At 40.2% G+C, this 18,091-nt stretch carries 18 protein-coding genes; 7 read left to right on the plus strand and 11 right to left on the minus strand.

Annotated features, from left to right (window positions below; genetic code table 11):
• Positions 1-16: 16 nt before the first annotated feature.
• Together L0B70_RS07095 and L0B70_RS07100 are read right to left on the minus strand one after the other, a co-directional pair.
• Positions 17-514 (minus strand): hypothetical protein, encoded by a 498-nt coding sequence (locus L0B70_RS07095; protein ID WP_235141133.1) that lies wholly within the window; start codon positions 512-514, stop codon positions 17-19.
• Positions 515-2,911 carry a DUF4347 domain-containing protein gene (locus tag L0B70_RS07100; protein WP_235141134.1) on the minus strand — a complete coding sequence of 799 codons (2,397 nt, stop codon included), beginning with the start codon at positions 2,909-2,911 and terminating at the stop codon, positions 515-517.
• Between the two features lie 249 nt (positions 2,912-3,160).
• Between L0B70_RS07100 and groES the strand changes: the two genes are divergently transcribed.
• The 7 genes from groES (at position 3,161) to L0B70_RS07135 (ending at position 9,182) form a co-directional block, all read left to right on the plus strand.
• Entirely contained in the window at positions 3,161-3,439 is a 279-nt protein-coding gene (gene groES, locus L0B70_RS07105; RefSeq protein WP_235141135.1) for a co-chaperone GroES, read from the plus strand.
• A gap of 91 nt (positions 3,440-3,530) precedes the next feature.
• On the plus strand, positions 3,531-5,156 hold the full coding sequence (gene groL / locus L0B70_RS07110; protein WP_235141136.1) for a chaperonin GroEL: 1,626 nt from the start codon (positions 3,531-3,533) through the stop codon (positions 5,154-5,156).
• Positions 5,157-5,569: 413 nt separating this feature from the next.
• On the plus strand, positions 5,570-6,100 hold the full coding sequence (locus L0B70_RS07115; protein ID WP_235141137.1) for a hypothetical protein: 531 nt from the start codon (positions 5,570-5,572) through the stop codon (positions 6,098-6,100).
• Positions 6,100-6,939 carry a CsgG/HfaB family protein gene (locus L0B70_RS07120; RefSeq protein ID WP_235141138.1) on the plus strand — a complete coding sequence of 280 codons (840 nt, stop codon included), beginning with the start codon at positions 6,100-6,102 and terminating at the stop codon, positions 6,937-6,939. The genes L0B70_RS07115 and L0B70_RS07120 overlap by 1 nt, the downstream gene beginning before the upstream one ends.
• A complete protein-coding gene (locus tag L0B70_RS07125; RefSeq protein ID WP_235141139.1) occupies positions 6,939-7,343 on the plus strand; it encodes a hypothetical protein in 405 nt (134 codons plus the stop codon). The genes L0B70_RS07120 and L0B70_RS07125 overlap by 1 nt, the downstream gene beginning before the upstream one ends.
• Position 7,344: 1 nt before the next feature.
• On the plus strand, positions 7,345-8,238 hold the full coding sequence (locus L0B70_RS07130) for a DUF6175 family protein (protein WP_235141140.1): 894 nt from the start codon (positions 7,345-7,347) through the stop codon (positions 8,236-8,238).
• 5 nt (positions 8,239-8,243) lie between these two features.
• Positions 8,244-9,182 (plus strand): hypothetical protein, encoded by a 939-nt coding sequence (locus L0B70_RS07135; RefSeq protein WP_235141141.1) that lies wholly within the window; start codon positions 8,244-8,246, stop codon positions 9,180-9,182.
• A 251-nt stretch (positions 9,183-9,433) separates the two neighbouring features.
• Here L0B70_RS07135 and pyk read toward each other — a convergent pair whose 3' ends face one another.
• The 9 genes from pyk to L0B70_RS07180 all read right to left on the minus strand — a co-directional run bounded on the left by pyk (position 9,434) and on the right by L0B70_RS07180 (position 18,087).
• Complete coding sequence (pyk, locus tag L0B70_RS07140) at positions 9,434-10,879, minus strand: pyruvate kinase (protein ID WP_235141142.1); 1,446 nt, start codon at positions 10,877-10,879, stop codon at positions 9,434-9,436.
• Positions 10,872-11,345 (minus strand): IPExxxVDY family protein, encoded by a 474-nt coding sequence (locus L0B70_RS07145; protein WP_235141143.1) that lies wholly within the window; start codon positions 11,343-11,345, stop codon positions 10,872-10,874. Before L0B70_RS07145 ends, pyk begins: the two co-directional genes overlap by 8 nt.
• Positions 11,320-12,084, minus strand: a complete 765-nt coding sequence (gene rnc / locus L0B70_RS07150; protein WP_235141144.1) for a ribonuclease III — start codon at positions 12,082-12,084, stop codon at positions 11,320-11,322. Before rnc ends, L0B70_RS07145 begins: the two co-directional genes overlap by 26 nt.
• A 10-nt stretch (positions 12,085-12,094) precedes the next feature.
• Positions 12,095-13,339, minus strand: a complete 1,245-nt coding sequence (gene fabF / locus L0B70_RS07155) for a beta-ketoacyl-ACP synthase II (RefSeq protein ID WP_235141145.1) — start codon at positions 13,337-13,339, stop codon at positions 12,095-12,097.
• Positions 13,340-13,358: 19 nt separating this feature from the next.
• Entirely contained in the window at positions 13,359-13,598 is a 240-nt protein-coding gene (locus L0B70_RS07160) for an acyl carrier protein (RefSeq protein ID WP_002976354.1), read from the minus strand.
• Positions 13,599-13,885: 287 nt separating this feature from the next.
• The gene (locus L0B70_RS07165) at positions 13,886-15,670 is read right to left on the minus strand and encodes a T9SS type A sorting domain-containing protein (RefSeq protein WP_235141146.1); all 1,785 of its coding nucleotides are present in this window, start codon (positions 15,668-15,670) and stop codon (positions 13,886-13,888) included.
• Positions 15,671-15,905: 235 nt separating this feature from the next.
• The gene (gene hutG / locus L0B70_RS07170; RefSeq protein ID WP_235141147.1) at positions 15,906-16,823 is read right to left on the minus strand and encodes a formimidoylglutamase; all 918 of its coding nucleotides are present in this window, start codon (positions 16,821-16,823) and stop codon (positions 15,906-15,908) included.
• An 18-nt stretch (positions 16,824-16,841) separates the two neighbouring features.
• Complete coding sequence (gene paaA / locus L0B70_RS07175) at positions 16,842-17,786, minus strand: 1,2-phenylacetyl-CoA epoxidase subunit PaaA (protein WP_235141148.1); 945 nt, start codon at positions 17,784-17,786, stop codon at positions 16,842-16,844.
• Positions 17,787-17,826: 40 nt separating this feature from the next.
• Entirely contained in the window at positions 17,827-18,087 is a 261-nt protein-coding gene (locus tag L0B70_RS07180; RefSeq protein ID WP_235141149.1) for a hypothetical protein, read from the minus strand.
• Between the last annotated feature and the right edge of the window lie 4 nt (positions 18,088-18,091).

The following is an 18,091-nucleotide window of genomic DNA, read 5'->3' on the forward strand; positions in this document are numbered from 1 at the left end:
TTAAAACTTTAATGCTTTACTTCCAAAAAAACCATTCTTTGCCATTGTAAATACACATCATTTTTTTATCGGGGTCATAGGCCATCATTCCTGCTGCCGGTGATTTTACATTTTTGGCGGGGTTAATGATTTGCGGTAAAATGAGGGCTTTATCCGCAGCTTCTAAAATTAAAACTCCGTCTGCCGCTGAGGTTTGGCTGCCAAATATCACCTTTGCGTTCGGCTGATCTGTACCGGCCTCCAGCATAGGAGAACTTCCCTGTTTATCGGTGAGGTCTTTCCAGAATCCATCGTTATATTTCACTTTCGAGGAGGTAAGATCAAATACCAAAGTTCCGGGCGTAACATTTGTCATTGCGTTACTATTGGTGACGTAAGGTAAAATAATTCCTTTGGTAGTTCCCGCGGGGAAATCCAGGATTCCGCTGCCATCAACGGTTGTTTTGCCGCCAAGGGCTATTTGTGCTGCTGCAAGATTCGAAATGCAAAGGGCAATTATTATATTTTTCATCATTTAATCGTTACAGGTTTGTTTAATGCAGCTCCACGAAGTTCCATTATATAGTTTCAGACAGTCAACGGTGGTGTCATAAACCAACATGCCCAGCACGGGGTTGAGGATCGAAGTTTCTGGAGTTTCAATTCGGGTGATCACGAAACCTTTGTTATTGGCTTCCATTGTAATAAATCCATTAGGAACATCTTTGGGCCAATTGGCGGTAGATCTTTTATCGCGGATGCTTATTCCAAAATCGGTATACGAAGCGGGAGTTCCGGTTGCGCCAGGTTTTGTGCAGGGGCAAATGTCGCTTGAAAGTTCGTTTGACCTTACCGTACAGCCTCCCGAAAATGTAATAATCACATAATAATCTGCACTTACACCATCGTTGATAGGATTTAGCGTGTACGAATTCATTGTAGCGCCACTGATTGATTCATCATTTCTGTACCATTGATAGGTGCCTAAGCCCGCGGGTACAGACAATCTGCTTTTGCCCACGCAAGGATATAGATAAGTAGTGTCCAGCGTGATCGTATAAATAGGCGTTTCCCCAAATCCGGAGTAATATCCTCCAAATCCGGCGTCTCCGTTGGCTCCGATAATTTCCGCCTGAATCGTTCCGGCGGAGGTCACTTTCACGTTTCCATTAGATGCAATCGGATATCGGTAGGTAACCCAGTTCGCATTTCCCGTAACAACTCCTCCTGTGTTGGGTGAGCTTGTTGCTAATGCTATTCCGTTCAAGGTCGCCACCGGTTTGTTAGAAACCCCCGCGGCTGCCAACACAACCAGCTCGGTTCCGGTGTAGGCGGTGGTGCCAATTTTATTTGCATCGGGGACCAAATCTACCTGCTTCTGCCCAAAACAGGAGAGGGGTGGGATGAACATTAAACTGTTCGTATTAATCCTGTCGCTTCCGAAGATTTTATGGAAAATATAGGAAGGCTGCGACACGCGCACGAACATATTTTTATTGATGAAGTAAGTACTTGGGATTAAAAAATAATCTCCTGCCTTCAAAAGGGTAGCGACGCGGTTTGCGTTTCCGTTCACAAAAACAGCGGTGTTATCTTCAGTAGCTACTACAATAACTTTCTCGGCACTTCCGCCATTGCCCTGCATGATAACATGTTCCAGTCCCAGTCTTTCTTTCGGCACCAACTGGTCTAGACCAATATCTCTGTTGTCTGCGGAGTTTCCCTGCTGCATTAGACCGCCTACTACAACGCTGATGTTTTTATCAGATAGCACTTTTGCGCCCAGCCATCCGGTGTCTTGAATGCTTAAAACATTGTTCTGAACAGGCGCATATAAAATAAATGATTCTCCTTTTTTTAGCGTTCGGGTGATATTTGGACCCACTAAAGTTGTGCCTGCCGTGCCATTTACAAATTTAGTTCCCGTTTTGATGTTGGAGATAATGATTTTGGTATCGTCCTCGGTAGCCAGGATCGACAACATGTTTCCCGTTTCTGTAATCGTTGTAGGAAATTCAACCGGTGATCCGCCCCAACGAAATTCTTTCCCCAAAGCCACCGTGCCTTTCGTCAACACAGATCCCGCTTGCGGAGTTGATCTTGCTCTGTAATTCACATAAAATTTATCAGCGGCCGTGTTTGCTTTAAATATCAAACCTTGCGCAGTACCCGGGATAACTGTGCCGGAGGTATTTAAAGGCACTGTGATCGGAGTTGTGCCGGGAGCAATAATCGAATTGTTTGGATTTACAAATTGTAGCCGAATTGGATTGCCGTTATTAAAAATGAGTTTTCCATCGGCAACGTAAGTAACGACACCTGTCGTAATATTGGTAACAGAAACCCGCGGGGCAGTAGTTGCCGCCGCGTAGCTCATTTGAACCGTAATATTTGCAGCAGAGGGAGTAGATAAATAAATATATTCTTCTGATATTGTTGAAGTAGTGTAAGCTCCGGCAACAATTGGATTTAAATAATGAGTAGTATCTAACTGTAAATTATTTTTGAAATTTTTTACTGACAATGAACGTTTCCCGCGACCTGCTTCTAAGATCCAGTCTCCATCAATCCCCGTAATGTTGGTCGATGCAGAAACGGAAATATTTAAGGCATTTTCCAGATACGCTACCGCAGCCAGACCTTTTTCTCCCTGAGCGAAATTGCACCCATAAACGTACAGTTCCGATTTGCCCCGGAGTTCATTTTTAAATCGTTTCGCAATTTGGGCGGCATTCAACCATTCATGCTCTACCAACAATTCGCCAGGTCGTCCGTGGCTGAATAAATGATAAGTTTCTGGATTTGGGTTCGATGAATCTAGGGTCAGTTTTGGAACCGAAGGATCGACAAAAACAGAGGATGCTGCCTTGTTTTTTGCGCAGAAAAGCGCTTGGCAAAAAATTGCCAGAACTAGAAATAAATTTTTACTCATTTGTGTGTGTGAGAGTGTTTAATCAAAATTTAAAGCAATATTTGCCCAAATTTTTTGCAAAACTAGGCAAAATAAATTAAATATCTAAAGCAGATTTATCGAAAGCTAAAATTCAAAACCAATTCTAATTTTTTTTTCTGCCAAAATTTCCCGTTACTTTCTCAAGCGGTGACAGATTTTCAGATAAACTTTGATGGCATTGTTTTAGTAAAACTGAGAACATAACATTAACATTTAAATCAAAATAATATGTCAGTAAAATTTAGACCATTAGCAGACCGCGTTCTAATTGAACCAAATGCTGCAGAAACGACAACCGCTTCCGGAATTATTATTCCCGATACTGCAAAGGAAAAACCTCAGGAAGGTACTGTAATCGCAGTAGGACCGGGAAAAGTAGATGAGCCAACCACTGTGAAAGAAGGTGATAAAGTTCTTTACGGAAAATACGCCGGTTCCGAATTAAAGTTGGATGGTAAAGATTATTTGATCGTAAAAGAATCTGACCTCTTGGGAATTTTGGGATAAAAAAATGGTAGAAATTGCAACTCAATTACGAGGTGTTTTTCTGCGCAGAACTATTTAAAAATCATTGTACAAACATTAAGACAATAAAAAAATGGCAAAAGAAATAAAATTCGATATCGAATCCAGAGATGCTTTGAAAAGAGGCGTCGATGCTTTAGCAAATGCAGTTAAAGTAACATTAGGACCAAAAGGAAGAAATGTAGTGATAGAAAAATCCTTCGGTGCACCACACGTTACCAAAGATGGTGTTTCTGTAGCGAAAGAAATTGAACTCGAAGACAGAGTTGAAAATATGGGTGCTCAAATGGTAAAAGAAGTTGCCTCCAGAACCAGCGACATCGCGGGAGACGGGACGACAACCGCTACTGTTTTGGCGCAGGCCATCGTTCGCGAAGGTTTGAAAAACGTTGCGGCTGGAGCAAATCCAATGGATTTGAAAAGAGGAATCGACAAAGCGGTTTCCGAAGTCGTAAAAAACCTTCAGTCCCAGTCTCAGAAAGTGGGAGATTCTTCCGAAAAAATCAAGCAGGTAGCTTCTATCTCTGCCAACAACGATGATACCATCGGAACTTTGATCGCTGAAGCGTTCGGGAAAGTCGGAAAAGAAGGCGTAATTACCGTTGAAGAAGCAAAAGGAACCGATACGACTGTTGATGTTGTTGAAGGAATGCAGTTCGACAGAGGGTATCAGTCTCCGTACTTCGTTACCAATCCGGAAAAGATGGTGGCGGAATTAGAGAATCCTTATATCCTTTTGGTGGAGAAAAAAATATCTTCAATGAAGGATTTACTACCGGTTTTGGAGCCGGTTGCTCAGGCTGGAAAATCTTTGCTGATTATCTGTGAAGAAGTTGAAGGTGAAGCTTTGGCAACTTTAGTGGTCAATAAATTAAGAGGTTCTTTGAAAATTGCTGCTGTAAAAGCACCGGGATTCGGAGACAGAAGAAAAGCAATGTTGGAAGATATCGCGATCCTGACAGGCGGAACCGTAATTTCTGAGGAAAGAGGTTTCACCATGGAAAACGCAACTTTGGAAATGTTGGGAACTGCGGAAAAAGTAGTAATCGACAAAGACAACACTACTTTGGTAAACGGTGGCGGAGACGAAGCTCAAATCAAAGGCAGAGTTAGCCAGATCAAAGCACAAATGGAAACTACAACTTCCGATTACGACAAAGAAAAACTACAGGAAAGACTGGCAAAATTAGCCGGTGGAGTTGCCGTTCTTTACGTCGGCGCAGCTTCCGAAGTAGAAATGAAAGAGAAAAAAGACCGTGTGGACGATGCGCTTCATGCAACCAGAGCAGCCGTGGAAGAAGGAATTGTTCCCGGAGGTGGTGTTGCTTTGGTAAGAAGCATCCCGGTTTTAAATACCTTACAAGGCGACAATCAGGATCAGGATACGGGAATCAAGATTGTAAAACGAGCTATTGAAGAGCCATTGCGACAAATTGTTGCCAATGCAGGTGGCGAAGGTTCCGTTATCGTTGCAAAAGTGGCGGAAGGAAGCGGAGATTACGGTTTCAATGCGAAAAATGACGAGTACGTTAACATGTACGAAGCCGGAATCATCGACCCTACAAAAGTAGTGCGTGTAGCTTTGGAAAATGCAGCATCTGTTGCCGGAATGCTTTTAACCACCGAATGTGTAATCACAGAAGTGAAAAAAGACGAACCAGCCATGCCAATGGGCGGCGGTATGCCGGGAATGATGTAATTCGCATCCACTCCATATTATAATTAATCCGTTCAGAATTTTCTGAGCGGATTTTTTTTCCCATAATCATTGCGCTTACTTTTTCTTTAGTAATTCTTTTTAATTGACATTACGGTTTTCCATAATGCTGTTTCTTTATTAAAAATTAGTTTTGTGGAAATCAATTGAACAATATTATTTTGAACGGTTTCATTTGTATTTCCAGGCATTTAAACTTCATAATATAAAAAAATTCTTAGAGTCTCTGCGGAATAATTAAAGACATGAGATCAATTGAAATTAAATTTTGAAGTTATTATCTTCAAATTATTTTAAATAGGTTCTTACCCAATTACGCTAAAAAGATCAGGTAAAAAGCCGCAGTATTATCTTTCGAAATTCAAATCCATTAAAGAAAACTTAAAAATTTAAATATGAAAAAATCATTAATTACTGCCACCATTCTTCTATCCTTTACCTTCACATTTGCGCAAACCAAAGAAGAAATCCAATCTTCGGACGCGAGAATGGAAAAAATTCAAAAACTGGAAACTCCAAAATCTACAAGTATTGCAACGCTTGATGATTTGAATGTAACAATTGGAGCTTCAGCGATTGAGTCCGCTTCAATTACTCCACTTCTTAAGGGTCTTTATTACAGATCCGTTGGAGAAAGTACAGATGGTGTTGCAGATGTTACTATAAAGAAACCAAGTTTGGCGGAATGCCAGGAATTAGCTTCTAGAATTTTAACTCAGGTGAAAACGGTACAAACCATTACCTCATCACTTCCGTCGGTAACAGAAGAAGCAAAAACCATAAAAAATCCTTTAAAATTAGCTAAAGTTGCGTCGTCACTAGGATACGTAAAAACAGCGGTATCACTTTTAGGAGAAGAAACTTTGTTTCAATCTAAAGCCATAAAAAGTATCATACAAACACTAACCTCAGCAGGTAATTTATAATGCGGCTTCGTTTTTTTTTACTGACGGTATTTTTTCTCATTTTAAAAATAAATGCACAGCATAACGACGACCGAATGGTAGTTGGCGTAAGTGCATTTACATGCGACGAAAATAACAGATTTGTTGGTTTGGTTACTGAGAAAGTGGTAGAAATGCTTACCAACACGAAACGGTTCCGCGTTGTCGACAGAACCAGTATGGAAAAAGTAAATGAAGAGCTTGAACTGCAGAAATCTGAAGCATTTATAGACAGTAAAAATTTAGTCGAACAGGGTGCGAATCTTGCGGCTGAAAAATTAATAACCGGACATATCACAAAAATACCGGTTTATGCCATGAAAAATTCTGTCGGAACTATTAATGGGTATAAAGCGAGTGTAGCTTTTCAGATGAAAGTTGTAGATGTATCTTCAGGGTTAAGTACAGATGCCACAAGTTTTGAAGGTAAAGCAAGTGACTTAATGCTTTCGCCCGAAAGTGCGGTACAACAGGCGATGAGATCGGTGCAGAATGAAATTCATCAGTATTTTAAAATCAATTTTGCATTGGTTGGTAAAATTGTAAAAATTCTTCCTATAGATGATAAGAATAAACTGAAAGTATTGCTTAATGTGGGCAAGAATTCGGGGATTAAAGTAGGAGATAAATTCACGGTGGAATCTGTAGAAATGATTGAAAATCAAAAATACCCGCAGAAAATCGGCGTTTTGGAAATTGTAAATCTTGCCGGCGAAAACCTGAGCGAAGCTTTAATTTCTGATAAAAAATCTATTGCGCAGATTACTGCAGATTTTGAAGCTAAAAAATTAGTAGAATGTACTTTAATATTGAAGAATTAATGAAAAATAAATTAAGAATTTTATATGTATTCGGATTGCTGTTGATGGTGTTCAGCTGTACCAGCAGAAGCATTATTCCTGATATTGGCGTAATAGAATCTAATGAAAATTATATCACCATAGATGTAAATTCAGCAAACCCAGAGTATGCCGCAATGTACCAGCTGCTTTTTCGCGGAATTGCAGACAGCAGCCAAAAAACACCTTTAATTAAAGTAAGTGAATCAGCTGCGAGAAACAGTAATCCCGCATATTTTGAAAACTTTTTTAAAAAAGAAAGGTTTAAAACATTCATCACCTCTTCTACTAAAAATAGGGATTCCTCCCGAAGAATCGTGATTAATTTAAGTGCGCTGAAATTAGATTTAGAGTACAGTGCAATCATTAGAAAATTTGGTTATTAATATGAAAAATTATCAACTAAAAATAGTAGCCTTTCTACTGCTTGTTTTATCTGCACCAAAACTTTCTTCGCAAGTAAATACGTCATCACAGATACAGACCGTTCAACCAAAAATCATGGTTATTCCTTATGTGAAAGGAGGAGAAGATCTGCGAACAATTTTGGAAAGTGATATTAATAAAAGAATTGCGCTCACAAAAATTAAAGAATCTTTTGACACACGCGGTTTTACGACAGTCGATTTTGTTGCCAGGCTTAAATCTGCGAAGGACAATAATATTTTTACTTCCGATAACCAAACAGATATCAAGGATCAAATCGTACAAATGTCTGGTGCAGATATTTATGTGCAGGCAGAAGTTGATATCAATAAAACCGGTTCCGGAAATTCTGTAGATTTACTTTTAACAGCATTCGAAGTTTCTACTGGGAATTCACTCTCCAATAAAGTAGGACAAAGTGGTAAGTTTTATACCGACGACTTTGGAAAATTAACTTCCAAAGCGGTAGAAAGTGTTTCTGAAGATTTTCTAAATGTAATGCAGACCAAATTTACAGATATTGTAAATAACGGAAAATCCATCAATATGGATATTAGTTTTGCACAGGGTTCATCACAAAAAATGTCTTCAGAAATTGCTCCGGAAAACCTCCCGCTATCTGACCAAATAGAAATGTGGATGGAGAATAATGCCTATAAAAATAATTATCATATTCAAGGTACCACGGATTTAAGAATGATTTTCGATGATGTTCGAATTCCATTAAAAGATCAAAACGGGAAAAACTACAATACAAATAAATTTGCGTTGGAAATATTTAAATTCTTTCGCGCTTTAAATCTTCAGGTAGACAAAGATATTAAAGGAAATACCATCTATATCACGATAAAATAAAAGCAATGAAAAAAATATTAGTTTCCTTTTTTATAAATCTTTGGTTTTTTGGTTTCTCGCAGAATCCATCAGATTTAGGGAAAATACAATTGGCGATCGCTTTTACAGAAAACCAGCAAAGTTCCATCGACCATGCTGTGCTGGAAAAAATAGATGGCAAACTCACTCAGCTTTTAGCCAATAATGGAATTGTTTCTACCGGGTATAATAATGGTCTGCTTTTGCAGCCCAGTTTTATAATTAATGGCAATGAGTTGGTAGAAGGCGGAATGCAAAATATAAATGTTACAGGAATTACCCTGCAGCTTTTAATAAAACAGGATCAGACCAATGTTGTTTTTTCCTCTTTTTCAAAAGAACTTAAAGGAACAGGGAGAACGCAGCAGTTGGCGATTAATAATGCGGTAAATTCTCTGTCGGCAAATGATCCCTTACTGATTAATTTTTTGGAAAAAGGCAAAGAAAAACTGCAGGCATATTACGAGGCAAACTGTAGCAAAATTTTGAATGAAGCGAATAATCTAAGCAGATCCGGGAGGTATGAGGAATCTTTGGCATTAATCATGTCGGTGCCGGAAACAGCTTCGTGTTATAATACCGCTCAGAGCAAATCCTTAGAGGTTTATAAAAATTATCAGAAAAAGATTTGTGCCGAAAATATTAAACAGGCCCAAATGCAGATCGCGTCAAAAGATTATTCTTCTGCCTTCCAGACCTTAGCTGAAATAGACACGGAGTCACCTTGTGCTGCACAAAGCAGCAGTTTAATAAAAACAATTGATGCCAAAATAACTGCCGAAGAAAAAAAGCAGTGGGATCTTCAGGTAAAAATTTATAATGATGCAGTTTCATTAGAAAAACAGCGTATCAGTGCAATTAAAGATGTTGCAGTCTCCTATTATAAAAGCCAGAAAAGACCCAGCCAGATTATTATTGTAAAATAAGCTGTCTCGCTGCTTTCCTGCCATGCGTAAATCCGGAAGGTCTGATGATCTTTTTTATACTTAAATATTTTTGATGTTGAGCCCTTCTTTTAAATGACTCCATCATAAAAAAGAAAGCGTTTTAATACTGTTATTAACCCTCGGAGATTTTGCTGTTTGAAGTCGATGCTGGGATAGAAGTCCGCGAAAAAACTATAAAAAAAGCCACTTCATCGATTTATGAAACGGCTTTTTTGATTATTTCGAAACTTTTAGATCGTCGTTAATCTCAAAGTATTTGTCTTTCCGCCTTCATAAGCCGGCGTTGCATTTAAGTTGATCACAAAATCGCCTTTTTCTACAAAGCCGTGCGTGTGCGTTAACATATTTACCTGAATAATGGTTTCGTCCGTCGATTTTTCCATGTCGTAATGAAAGGCACGCACGCCCCACAATAAATTCAACATTGTTAAAACCCGTTTGTTTGAACTGAAAACAATGATGTTCGAATTCGGCCGGTGCGCCGAGATCTGGAACGCCGTGTAACCCGAATAGGTTAACGTAACAATCGCTTCAACATTAGTCGTTTTTGCAATTCTTACGGCTGCCAAACAAACTCTGTTCGTAATAAAGCGTTCGTCGATACAGTTAAATTCGTGCTCGATAGGAGAGTTTTTCGTCTGATAAAAATGAGTTTGTTCAATATTTTTTACAATCTTCGACATGTTTTTCACCACATCCACGGGATATCTTCCTACCGAAGTTTCGCCGGAAAGCATCACAGCGTCGGCGCCGTCCAGAACGGAGTTCGCAACGTCGTTTACCTCGGCTCTTGTTGGCGTTAGGCTCGTGATCATCGTTTCCATCATCTGCGTAGCAATAATAACCGGTTTTGAATATTTTCGCGCGATTTCCACCAGATTTTTCTGGATGGCCGGAACTTCTTCCATGGGAACTTCCACACCCAAATCTCCACGTGCCACCATCAGTCCGTCACATTCCAAAAGAATCTGCTCGATATTTTTTACGCCTTCAGGTTTTTCGATTTTCGCGATGATTGGCGTTTTCTGCTTATTTGTCGGGTGATTTTTAATGATTTCCTTTAAATCCCTGATATCCTGTGCATGACGGACGAATGATAAAGCAATCCAATCCAGCTCCAGGTCGAGCATAAAGTTTGCATCTTCCACATCCTTTTCCGTTAAAGCCGGCAGCGACACATTTGTGTTCGGTAAGTTCACCCCTTTTTTGGAGCTCAACGGTCCACCCTGAATGGTTTTTGCACGTACCGTGTCAATTTCATTGGTCTCGATAACTTCAAGAACAAGTTTACCATCATCGATCAAAATGCGTTCTCCCGCTTTTACGTCCTGCGGAAACTGTTGATAGGTCATGTAAACACGTTTGGAGTCGCCTTCAATTTTTTCGTTCGTGAAGGTTAAGATGTCTCCGGGATTCAGATAAGAACCTTCCTTTACAACACCGACGCGAAGTTTCGGACCTTGTAAATCTCCCAAAATTCCTACCGAGAAACCATATTCCTGGTTTAATTCCCGAATAGAGGCCACATTTCTTTTAACTAAATCGTAATCTGCGTGCGAAAAATTTATTCTGAAAACATCGACTCCCGCCTGGATCAGCTGTAAAATGACTTCCTTGTCAGATGAGGCTGGGCCGAGCGTAGCGATGATTTTTGTCTTTTTTAAATACTTATTCATAATATTGAATTATTTGGTAAAGCTCTTCGATAGGGCTTAAGGGAAAACTCTGTATTGGAAACATAAGATTTTCCGGGAGCAAAATTAGGGAAAAATCGTCAGATGGTTCGGATGTTTTCAGGAGATAATCAACATCCTGAAAATGATCGAGCAAAAACCGGTGTTCCTGTTCGCCGGAAAATAACTCGGTAGAAACTTTCTTCTGAACTGTTTGAACCGATTTGTTTGCAATAAACTGAATGCAGGCTTTTGAATCCCGCTGAAAGCCTTGAAAGCGCGGAAAATAATAATCATTGTACGTTCCGTTATAAATAAGATCCGAAATTCGCGAAAAAGTAAAAGAGTTGAGGTTGTTGAGGTGAAAAAAAAGTTCATGCTCCGGAATTTCCTTTGCCAGACGAACCAAACCTAAAGTGATTTCTTCATCGTCGTCGTCAATGTCAAGCAGTATCTTTTGAGATTTCAATGATGCTTTGTTTTTTATTTAAAATATAAAAGGCTCTTTGGGCGGCTTTTTCTTCGGCTTTCTTTTTGGAAGTTTCCGTCGCGTTGGATATTTTTTCGTTATCCAGCCAAACGTAGCTTCGGAAAACCAGGTTTTTATTGGCCTGCGTTTCTTCGCACGTTTCGTACCTGATGTTGACTTTCTTTTTCTGGCTCCATTCCAGCAGTAAGCCTTTGTAGCTCACAATCTTGTTTTCAAGTTTATTGATTTCCGACGGTGTTAAAAGCCTTTCCAAAACAACTTTCTTGCAGGTTTCATAATCCACGTCGAGATAAAGTGCGCCAATTAAGGATTCCAGCAGATTTCCGGCGATATTTTCGCTTAAGGTTGTTGGCGATTCATTTTGCAGAAACTGCGTTAAATTCAGTTCTGTACCTAACTTATTTAGGTTTTTGCGGTTGACGATCTTCGATTTCATCTGCGTTAAATATCCTTCGTTCGCTTCCGGATAAGTGGCGAAAAGATGACACGAAATAATCGCTCCCAAAACAGAATCACCCAGAAATTCAAGTCTTTCGTAATTTTTAATCTGTTTGTTTCGGGAAGAGGTTTTTAGAGAAAATGCTTCGCGGTAAAGATTGATGTTTTGAACTTCGCAACCAGTAATTTTACTGATTTCGGTGGTCAAAAAATAATCTTTTTCCGAGAGATTCTTTTTTCTGTTGCTGAGGAAGTGAGAAAGGTATTTCTTTAACTCCATCCGTTTTGTCTTAGATTTTGGTAAAGAGAACACAGGCATTGTGGCCACCAAAACCGAAAGTGTTGCTCATGCCAATATTAACTTCTTTTTTAACAGCATGATTGAAGGTGAAATTTAGACGGCTGTCTATCTTTTCGTCATCGGTGAAATGGTTAATGGTCGGCGGAACAATACTGTGTGTAATGGTGTGCAATACTGCAATAGCTTCAATAACACCTGCTGCACCTAAAAGGTGACCGGTAATGGATTTGGTCGAATTTATTTGAATATCGAAAGCATGTTCGCCCAATAAGCGGGAAATCGCGTTGGATTCGGCGATGTCTCCCAATGGAGTAGAAGTCCCATGCATGTTAATGTGATCTACTTCGTCGGCCGTTACTCCTGCGTCTTCGAGACAATTTTTCATTACGAGATAGGCACCTAAACCTTCAGGATGTGGCGCCGTCATATGGTAAGCATCTGCGCTCATTCCACCACCCTTTAATTCTGCGTAAATAGTAGCACCACGTTTTATGGCGTGTTCGTACTCTTCCAAAATAATCGTTCCTGCACCTTCGCCTAAAACAAAACCGTCACGGTCTTTATCGAACGGGCGTGAGGCTGTTTTGGGATCTTCATTTCTTGTTGAAAGCGCCATCATCGCATTAAATCCACCAACTCCACTTGCCGTAACTGCAGCTTCGGAACCTCCACAAACAATAACGTCGGCTTTTCCGAGCTGGATGAGCATTTTGCCATCAATTAGAGCGTTGGCTGAAGAAGCGCACGCTGACACGGTGGTATAATTAGGACCATGAAATCCGTATTCTATGGAAATATGACCGCCTGTAATATCGGCAATCATCTTCGGAATAAAGAAGGGATTAAATCGGGGAACATCGGTATTTGCCCACCCTAAAACTTCCTGCTCAAAAGTGGATAAACCACCAATTCCGGAACCCCAAATTACGCCAACTCTGTTTTTATCCACGTTGTCCTCCATAATTCTGGAATGTGCTACAGCTTCTCTGGCAGCAACAACGCCAAACTGAGTGTTTCGATCCATCTTTTTGGACTCTTTCTTATCGAAATAGTTCAGCGGATCGAAATTTTTGACTTCACAGGCAAATTTGGTTTTAAAATTTGTGGCATCAAAAAGAGTAATAGGAGCGGCACCGCTCTCGCCTCTCACGAGGCTTTCCCAGTAATCTTTGGCATTATTTCCAACAGGTGTGATAGCGCCGAAACCGGTAACAACTACTCTTTTTAATTCCATAAATTTTTTTTGTTGATCGTTATTTGTTCACTACTTCTTCGATATAAGCGATAGCGTGTCCTACAGTGGTAATTTTCTCTGCTTGATCATCTGGGATTTGAATGTTAAATTCTTTTTCGAATTCCATGATTAATTCTACAGTATCCAAAGAATCAGCCCCTAAATCGTTAGTGAAGCTAGCTTCTGGAGTTACTTCTGTTTCCTCAACGTCGAGTTTATCAGCGATAATAGCTTTTACTCTTGATGCAATGTCTGACATAGTAATTTATTTTAGTTAATTGTTAATTGGTGCAAATATATAAAATTCTTTATGATTTGCCGTTTTTTTAGTGATAATTAAGTCTGTAGAGATCGGTTTATTAACCACTTGAAAATAAGTTCCTTCACCATCTTATATGCTAAGATAAGATTAATTTTAAGAAAAATAATCATCTACAGTCCATATTTTACGCATTATGCTGCCGGCAGACTAACTTCGTTCCGCCTATAAATAAAAAAGATAGCCCGAATGTACATCGGGCTACCTCTTAATGAATAATCTGATAATTATTTTTTAATTACTTTAAATGATTCATTCACACCTCCTTCAAGAATAGTACTGATGATGTAAACACCTGGAGCAAGTTTGCTCATGTCTACTTTACCATTAACTACTTTGGCAGAAATCTGCATTTTTTGACCTGCAAGGTTATAAACGTGAACGGTTTCAATTGCTGTTTTAGAATTGATGTTCAAGTAATCTTTAACAGGGTTCGGATAGAAAGAAACATTTTTATTTACTGCTTCGGATACCGCTGCTGTAACGCATTCTGCATTTAAAGACCAAACGCTGTCGTATCGCGCATTTGGATCCGTACTACTTGCAATTACTGCATAAGTAACACCGTTGTCAGAAGACTGATAGTTTGGCGCAGTAATCCAACCGGTTGTATAGTTATAGCCGATCCAGAAATAGCTGCTTGCAGAGGCAGAAGTAGATTGAAGAGAAAGCCAGTATCTGGTATCTGCGGCTGGATTTCCTGTTAGTTCATAATCGCCAAGATTAATTACTGCGTCGTAAGTTGGGAATCCAGCGAAATTCGCTGCTCCAACAGTTACGGTTGGAATAACTCCATTCCAGGTTTTGATTGCAGTTCCCGGTGTTCCACTTCCGCTGTCGCTCATAAGTACAACGTCGAATGATTGTAGATCTGTAGTGTCAACTGTTGCAGACTGACGCACAAATGAAGCAGTCATTGTTTGAAGCTTGTAGCTGGAGAATTCTTTTGGTACGAAGAAGTCATTAGCAACGGCATAATTCAAACTTTTTGTTACTGCGTTTGCCTGAGACCATGTACCTGTATAGGTTTGATCGCAACCATAATCAGGCTCAGTAGGTGGAGTTCCGCATTGAACGGATCTTGTATGAAGGGTTGCGCTGGTTCCACTTCCACAGGCACTGTCGGTGTGTGCGTAGAATCTTACAACTCCAGTCATAGTCGCAGTCCAGACTACGCTTCCGGTTCCGGAGGCTAAAACTGTTGCTCCTGCACTGTCTCCAATTGTAATAAAGTAAGCGGGTTTAGAAACCGTAAAAGTATAGGCCGTGCCCATCGTCACGTTTACAGTAGAATATTCACCTGCATATCCTGCGGTTGTAATCGTTGCCGGTGCGCCGTTACAGGTTGGGGTAAATGCAGCAGTTGGATAAGCGCCATTAGGAGCAGTTAAACATCCTGTTGGTGCAGCTACGCCGACCATTAAACTGTAATCTTCCGTTTCTCCAAAACCTTGGGTTTCATCACAGGCAGCAGCAGCATCAGTAGGCTGCGCTGAATCTGCAGCAACCCGAACTCTCATTTTGTATGTTCCGTTCGCTGTGCCCGCTGGTATCGCGATATTTCCGTTAATGACCAGACCTGTGGCGTTTCCATTCGCGTTTCCAATATACGTGAATTCGCTCGCATCAAACGTATCATTCATATTGTAGTCTACCCAAACAGACACATTTTCATAGGGCCACCCTGTGCCCACTGTAACGGCGATAGGATAGGACTGTCCCGCCAGTATCGGCGAGGTATTCATCATCGCGGTGTAGTCGCCGTAGCCCCCCGGACTACAGGCCGTGGTGTTGTTAATTCCGCCAAAATTGACATTGGTAATCATGTCATCATCACTACAATCTAAAGCCGGCATACAGTACGCAGAGGGCAGATGGCTGGTCGGCGTCGCGATCGCTGCAGCTGTACTCTTCGCACTTAATGGCTGCGAAGAAACTTTGGATTTGGCACTTTGGCCGAAAGAAGCCAGCGGCAGTAGCGCCAGCATCAGTAAAGGTAATTTTGTTCTCATAAGAAAATAAATTTAGTTAAACAAAAATTTGTAATGGTACTAAATTATAAAAATAATTTAATAAAACAACATTTTTGTTAAATTATTTGTTAGGTAACAGCAATTATAATGTCTATTGTTCAAATTCATCAGTATTCATCAGGTTTTGTCACTTTCGCGCACGACTGATGTTTCCTCATTTTTTTGATGGGGAGTTATCCATGGAAAAAATTGATGAAAATTTATAAAAAGAAAACTACTGCATGAACCACTCATTAATTAATGCAGCGGCAAGTCTTGCGGTTTGCTGAGAAGTATCAATTTCAGGATTAACTTCGGCCACATCTAAAGCTATGTGTTTATCTGACTGGAGAAGGTGTTTGTAAAGGTGCATGAAAGCAGCATCCGCAAAAATTCCGTTATAGGCTGGGGCGGAAACGCCGGGTGCAATCGCGGCGTTGAAAACGTCCATACAAATGGTAATGTATAAAATATCGACCGTTTCTAAAAAATTGTCGAGTTTTTCATATATAGCAGGAAGGTTTTCAAAGAAAATTTCTTCCGCTAAAATATATTTCATGCCGAAATGGTGCGCAGTATCAAACAGTTTTAAGGTATTTGAATTTCTTTGAATTCCGATATGAAGAGAATGAATTTTTTCTGAAGCAGCGATCTGCCTAAAACCGGTTCCGGAAGTTGCGCCTGTCCCCGGCTCTATTTCCCGGTTGTCAAAATGCGCGTCAAAATTGATGATTCCTATTCTTTGTTCAGGAAAAGCCTTTCTAATTCCCGAATAATGACCGAACATTACCTCATGTCCACCGCCAAACAAAACAGATTTCGCACCTTTAGTTAAAGTTTCTCTCACTTTTTCAGCGAGTAAGATCTGCGATTTTTCCAAATTTCCATCTTCGCAGGAAATATTGCCAAAATCTTTTAAAGCGAATTCAGCATTAACGACGGGAAAATTAGAAATATTTTTTCGAATTACATCCGGCGCATTTTTCGCTCCGGTTCGTCCTTTGTTTCTGCGTACACCTTCATCCACAGAAAAGCCGTGTAGTACAAAGTCTTTGGGGGAAATCGTTTCGTAATTATTTTCCACAGAAACCCGCTGAAAAATACGGTGATATAATGGTTCCTCACCATCGAAGCGTCCGTCCCAATTTGTCATTTTATATAAGTAAATAGATTAATTAAAGGTATTTTGTTCTTTCGTGTTAGAGGCAAATGCCAGTGCCGCATCTTTTACCCAGGCATGATCGCGTTGCGCTTTTCGTTTGGTTTCCAAACGTTTTTTGTTACAGGGGCCATTGCCTTTCAAAACCTCCATAAACTCACCCCAGGGCAACTCGCCGAAATCGTAGTGTTGTGTTATTTCATTCCACTTCAAATTTTCATCCGGCACTTTCAGACCTAAAAATTCCGCCTGAGAAACGGTAACATCGACAAACCTCTGGCGAAGATCATCATTGCTTTCTCTTTTTACTCTGTAATTCATCGATTTTTGAGAATTCGGCGAATCGGCATCATTCGGGCCAAACATCATTAGCGCCGGCCACCAGAACCGGTTCAGGGCTTCCTGCGCCAGATCTTTCTGTTCTTTTGTGCCGCGGCAGAGCGTCATTAGTATTTCATAGCCCTGTCTCTGGTGAAAAGATTCTTCCTTACAAATTCTCACCATCGCTCTGGAATAAGGACCGTAAGAATTTCCCATCAACATTACCTGATTCATAATCGCCGCGCCGTCAACCAGCCAACCAATGGCGCCAATATCTGCCCAGGAAAGTGCAGGGTAATTGAAAATGCTGGAATATTTGGCTTTGCCGGATAGCATATCATTGTACGTAGAGTCGCGGTCTGAAGCGATTTCTCCGTTGTTCAAAGTTTCGGTAGCGGCATATAAATAAAGTCCATGTCCGGCTTCGTCCTGAATTTTGGCCAAAAGTGCCATTTTTCGGCGTAGCGTAGGCGCGCGGGAAATCCAGTTCGCCTCCGGCAACATTCCTACAATTTCGGAATGGGCGTGTTGCGAAATTTGGCGAACCAACAACTTTCTGTAATCATCGGGCATTACATCTTTCGGTTCCACTTTATTTTCTGCCTGTACGTATTCTAAAAATTTTTCCTGATCCATTTTTCTTGTTTTTTGTAAAGGTTTTTCGTAAAAAATTCCTTTAAGATTTACTCGTTATTGTACTTTCTTCTTTTAAATAGACACCAATTTGACCATCGGAAAATTCTCCTGCCACAAAAGTGACTGTTTTTTCCGGGGTTTTAATCTCATACTCATTAAAGAAATAAATATTTCCTTCAAACGGGCTGATGACTTCGATCTTACGGTCGCAACAATGCCAGTAAAAATTCCAGATGTTCAGTCCGTCGATCTTAAAAACTTTGTCGACTTCAACTAACGAAGCAAATTTCCAGGTGTTCATGTTG

The organism is Kaistella sp. 97-N-M2 (genome assembly GCF_021513235.1).
Lineage (GTDB): Bacteria > Bacteroidota > Bacteroidia > Flavobacteriales > Weeksellaceae > Kaistella.

Bases quoted from the DNA above. Each gene is read 5' to 3' on its own strand.
- rnc (WP_235141144.1), bottom strand. From the start codon at position 12,084: ATGGAGTTAAAGAAATACCTTTCTCACTTCCTCAGCAACAGAAAAAAG.
- groL (WP_235141136.1), top strand. From the start codon at position 3,531: ATGGCAAAAGAAATAAAATTCGATATCGAATCCAGAGATGCTTTGAAA.
- paaA (WP_235141148.1), bottom strand. From the start codon at position 17,786: ATGGATCAGGAAAAATTTTTAGAATACGTACAGGCAGAAAATAAAGTG.
- L0B70_RS07095 (WP_235141133.1), bottom strand. From the start codon at position 514: ATGATGAAAAATATAATAATTGCCCTTTGCATTTCGAATCTTGCAGCA.
- L0B70_RS07100 (WP_235141134.1), bottom strand. From the start codon at position 2,911: ATGAGTAAAAATTTATTTCTAGTTCTGGCAATTTTTTGCCAAGCGCTT.
- groES (WP_235141135.1), top strand. From the start codon at position 3,161: ATGTCAGTAAAATTTAGACCATTAGCAGACCGCGTTCTAATTGAACCA.
- hutG (WP_235141147.1), bottom strand. From the start codon at position 16,823: ATGACAAATTGGGACGGACGCTTCGATGGTGAGGAACCATTATATCAC.
- L0B70_RS07125 (WP_235141139.1), top strand. From the start codon at position 6,939: ATGAAAAATAAATTAAGAATTTTATATGTATTCGGATTGCTGTTGATG.
- L0B70_RS07115 (WP_235141137.1), top strand. From the start codon at position 5,570: ATGAAAAAATCATTAATTACTGCCACCATTCTTCTATCCTTTACCTTC.
- pyk (WP_235141142.1), bottom strand. From the start codon at position 10,879: ATGAATAAGTATTTAAAAAAGACAAAAATCATCGCTACGCTCGGCCCA.
- L0B70_RS07180 (WP_235141149.1), bottom strand. From the start codon at position 18,087: ATGAACACCTGGAAATTTGCTTCGTTAGTTGAAGTCGACAAAGTTTTT.
- fabF (WP_235141145.1), bottom strand. From the start codon at position 13,339: ATGGAATTAAAAAGAGTAGTTGTTACCGGTTTCGGCGCTATCACACCT.
- L0B70_RS07135 (WP_235141141.1), top strand. From the start codon at position 8,244: ATGAAAAAAATATTAGTTTCCTTTTTTATAAATCTTTGGTTTTTTGGT.
- L0B70_RS07120 (WP_235141138.1), top strand. From the start codon at position 6,100: ATGCGGCTTCGTTTTTTTTTACTGACGGTATTTTTTCTCATTTTAAAA.
- L0B70_RS07160 (WP_002976354.1), bottom strand. From the start codon at position 13,598: ATGTCAGACATTGCATCAAGAGTAAAAGCTATTATCGCTGATAAACTC.
- L0B70_RS07130 (WP_235141140.1), top strand. From the start codon at position 7,345: ATGAAAAATTATCAACTAAAAATAGTAGCCTTTCTACTGCTTGTTTTA.
- L0B70_RS07165 (WP_235141146.1), bottom strand. From the start codon at position 15,670: ATGAGAACAAAATTACCTTTACTGATGCTGGCGCTACTGCCGCTGGCT.